Source organism: Albidovulum sp. (assembly GCF_008933605.1).
In the GTDB taxonomy this organism is placed as follows: Bacteria; Pseudomonadota; Alphaproteobacteria; order Rhodobacterales; family Rhodobacteraceae; genus Albidovulum.
In genome coordinates this window covers 1-3,155 of record NZ_WBUS01000239.1, presented here as the reverse complement: position 1 = coordinate 3,155, position 3,155 = coordinate 1, and the positions used below count along the sequence as shown (strand labels likewise).

Here is a 3,155-nt window from a genome sequence, read left to right as displayed (position 1 = left end):
TCCCAGGCGATGTCGTCCGAGCCGGAGACCAGCTGGATCCGCCCCCGATAACGGGTGGAAATGCCGATCGCCCGCTGCATCACGCCCGAGGATTCCTTGATGCCGATCACACGCGGATTGTCCGCGAGCGCATCCAGTGCCTCGTACCCGATCTCGACCCCGTCCTTGCCGGGGTAGGAGTAGAGGACGATGTTCATGTCGGTCGCCTCGATCACTGCGTTGAAGTGGCGGATGATCTCGGCCTGCGTTGGTTTGGTGTAGAAGGGCACGGCCAGCAGGACGGCATGATAGCCCATGTCCTTCGCGCGCTTGGTGTTGGCGATCACCCCGGCGGTCGAGGGCGCGTTGGTCCCGGCGATCAGCGTCTCGCCCGGCCTGGCGAAATCCTTGACGAAACGCAGCACCTGGTCGCGCTCGTCGTCGCTCATCAGGTTGTATTCCCCCGATGACCCGCAGGGCACCCAGCCCGAAACGCCGGCCGCGCGCAGGTTGGCAAGGTGCAGCCCAAGGGCGGCAAAGTCGATCGCACCCTTGACATCGAAAGGGGTGACAAGGGCGGGCATCACTCCGGAAAGCTTCATGTTTTCTTCCTCTCGGTCAGGCTGATTGCCGATCGGTCCCGGCGCTTCCGCGCGCGCCCCGGAACCTGTCGCGGAGATGTCGGCCCGCACTCTTCGGCCGGACGACCGGCGCGCCGCGCGGGCCACCACGGGACGGACGAACCCGCGCCCGAGGGCCACGCACCCCCCGGTCGGACTTTTGGGCTGACGGGACCATCGGACCCATTAGCGAACCCTCCCATTCAGAATTGTGTCGACACCGTGTTGACTATTAAGCCGCCTGTCTACACATTATCGACAGCATTGACAAGAACGGGATGGGCTTGCCGCCCCCGCGCATGGCAGTCTGGCACCTGATACCTGGCCACCCGACCGATGGACGCCGAGAACATGAACAAGACTGACGACTTGCCCGATCCGACCCCGGTTCCACGCCTGAAGGGCGACGGGGCGCGGATCGTCTACGAGCGCCTGAAGGCGGAGATCCTGACGCTGGACCTGGCGCCCGGACAGCATCTGGACGAGACGGATCTCGCGGCCCGGTTCCGGATGTCACGGTCGCCGATTCGCGAGGCGATCATCCGTCTGGCTGCGGAGGGGCTGCTCGTGACCTTGTCCAACAGATCGACGCAGGTCGCGCCGCTCGATCTCGTCGCCTTCCCGAAGTACATCGAGGCGCTGGACTTGCTGCAGCGCGCGAACACGCGGCTGGCCGCGCACTACCGGACCGACGCCGACATCACGGCGATCCGCCGGGAGATGATGGCCTTCGAGGTCGCGGTGAAGCACAATGACTACCTGGAAATGTCGCAGACCAACCTGCAATTCCACGTCGCGGTCGCGCGGGCCGGCCGCAATCCCTATCTCACCGCGCAGTACGAACGCCTGCTCGGCGAGGGGCGCCGGATGCTCCATCTGCACTTCGACTATCTTGCGCGCTCGCAGGATGAATTCCTCCTGACCGACGAGCACGACCAGATCCTGCAGGCCATCATAGACCGCGACGCCGAGCGGGCGGACGACCTCGCCCATGCCCACACGCGACAGTTCCGCGATCGCTTCATGCACTACATGGCCAGCAATCGCGCGGCTGACATGAAACTGTCGAAGTCCCTGCCCTCCGAATATCCGGCGGAGCGCGCCGCCGCGCGATGAGAGCGAGCCCGGGGATCACGCGCCCCCGGGGCCATGTGGACAGGACGCATGGCGCACATAGGAATCTCGCGGGCCGTACCTGATCGCACCCGCCGCCGGCCGCGCTCAGGCTTCAGACACCGCCCGCAGTGCCTCAACCGCCGCCATCATGTGCCCGCTGTCCAGCGCATCGGGCCAGGTGGAGACCTTGGCAGCCACGAGGCCCGCGTCAGGGGCGACGTAGATCATCTGGCCGAAGATCCCGAGGCAGAGGTGGCGCGGCCGGTCCTTGTCCTCGATCCAGAACTGGTTGCGGTAGCAGCCGTTGGGAAACTCCGCCCGGGACGCATCGTCGAAGAGCCCGTGGGCCCCGGCCCGCACGTCCTCGACCCAGGCCCGCGGGATGACCTGTCGGCCCTCCACCTGCCCGTCATTCAGGTAGGCCAGCCCGAAGCGCCCCAGATCGCGCAATGCGGCACTGATCCCGCCACAGGCGAGCCCGTAGCCCACCCGGTCCACCGTGATCTCGGCATCCTCCTCGGCGCCGAGGGGCTGCCACAGCCGCTCCGAGATGAGGTCGGGCAAGCGCCTGCCGCTGACGCGCTGCATCACATGCGCGAAGACATCGGTCTCGATCGAACGATAGGCGAAGCGCGCGCCGTGTTCGGCATCCTTGTGCGAGAGCCCGAGGATCTGCTCCCAGATGCAGCTCGGCCAGTCGGACACGTCGGTATCCGGCGGGGCGGGCTTCCAGCCGCTGCAGTAATCCATCTTGCCGATGTCGCTATCGCGCTGGTCGTAGGTTTCTGTGAAGCGCACGCCGGTTGTCATGTCGAGCACCTGCCGAACCGTGGCCCCGGCCCACGCGGTCCGGGCAAGCTCCGGCAGATACTCCGTCACCGGGGCGGCCGGGTCGAGGAGGCCGTCGGCGATCAGGGTCGCCCCCGCCGTCGCGGTGATCGACTTCGAGACCGACTGCAACAGGTGCAGCGTCCGCGCGTCCATGCCGTTGTGATAGCTCTCGTGCAGGACGCGGCCGTCCTTCCAGACCCACATGCCGTCGGTGTAGGTCGTGTCGAGCATCTCGGCGAAGGTCGTGCTCGTCCCGTCGCCACGGCGATAGGCGAAGTCGTCGAGACTGCCCTCGGCCGCCGGCAGCGGCGAGACCCGCGCACCCCGGCGGATCGGCGCGGTGGGCAGGATCTGGCGGACGCGCTGGAAGGCCCAGCGGTTCCACGGCGGCCGGTCCCAGTCGATGAAGGGGACGCGCATGTCGGCGGGCGGCGGCGCACCCTCCATGATCGGTGGCGGCGTGTCAGAATTGCGGTAGCTGCGCATCGGCTCCCTCCCCCCGGGATGGCGCATTCGCGCATGGCGCGGAGGGGAATGCAACGGGGTCGCAGCGACTTCCCGAACGGCAGGGCGTTTCCGCCCGGCGGCTGTCCGGCGGCGCGCTCATGC

3 protein-coding genes are annotated in these 3,155 nt (G+C 67.4%); 1 reads left to right on the top strand and 2 read right to left on the bottom strand.

Annotation, left to right across the window (positions count from 1 at the left end):
- Positions 1-581: dihydrodipicolinate synthase family protein (locus F9K34_RS18090; RefSeq protein WP_291338502.1), on the bottom strand; the 581-nt coding region annotated here is incomplete at its 3' end.
- Positions 582-950: 369 nt separating this feature from the next.
- On the opposite strand from F9K34_RS18090, the gene F9K34_RS18085 reads away from it, so the two are divergent.
- A complete protein-coding gene (locus tag F9K34_RS18085) occupies positions 951-1,715 on the top strand; it encodes a GntR family transcriptional regulator (RefSeq protein ID WP_291338501.1) in 765 nt (254 codons plus the stop codon).
- Positions 1,716-1,820: 105 nt separating this feature from the next.
- Here the strand turns inward: F9K34_RS18085 and F9K34_RS18080 are convergent, their stop codons facing one another.
- Positions 1,821-3,032 carry a serine hydrolase domain-containing protein gene (locus F9K34_RS18080; protein WP_291338500.1) on the bottom strand — a complete coding sequence of 404 codons (1,212 nt, stop codon included), beginning with the start codon at positions 3,030-3,032 and terminating at the stop codon, positions 1,821-1,823.
- Positions 3,033-3,155: the final 123 nt, after the last annotated feature.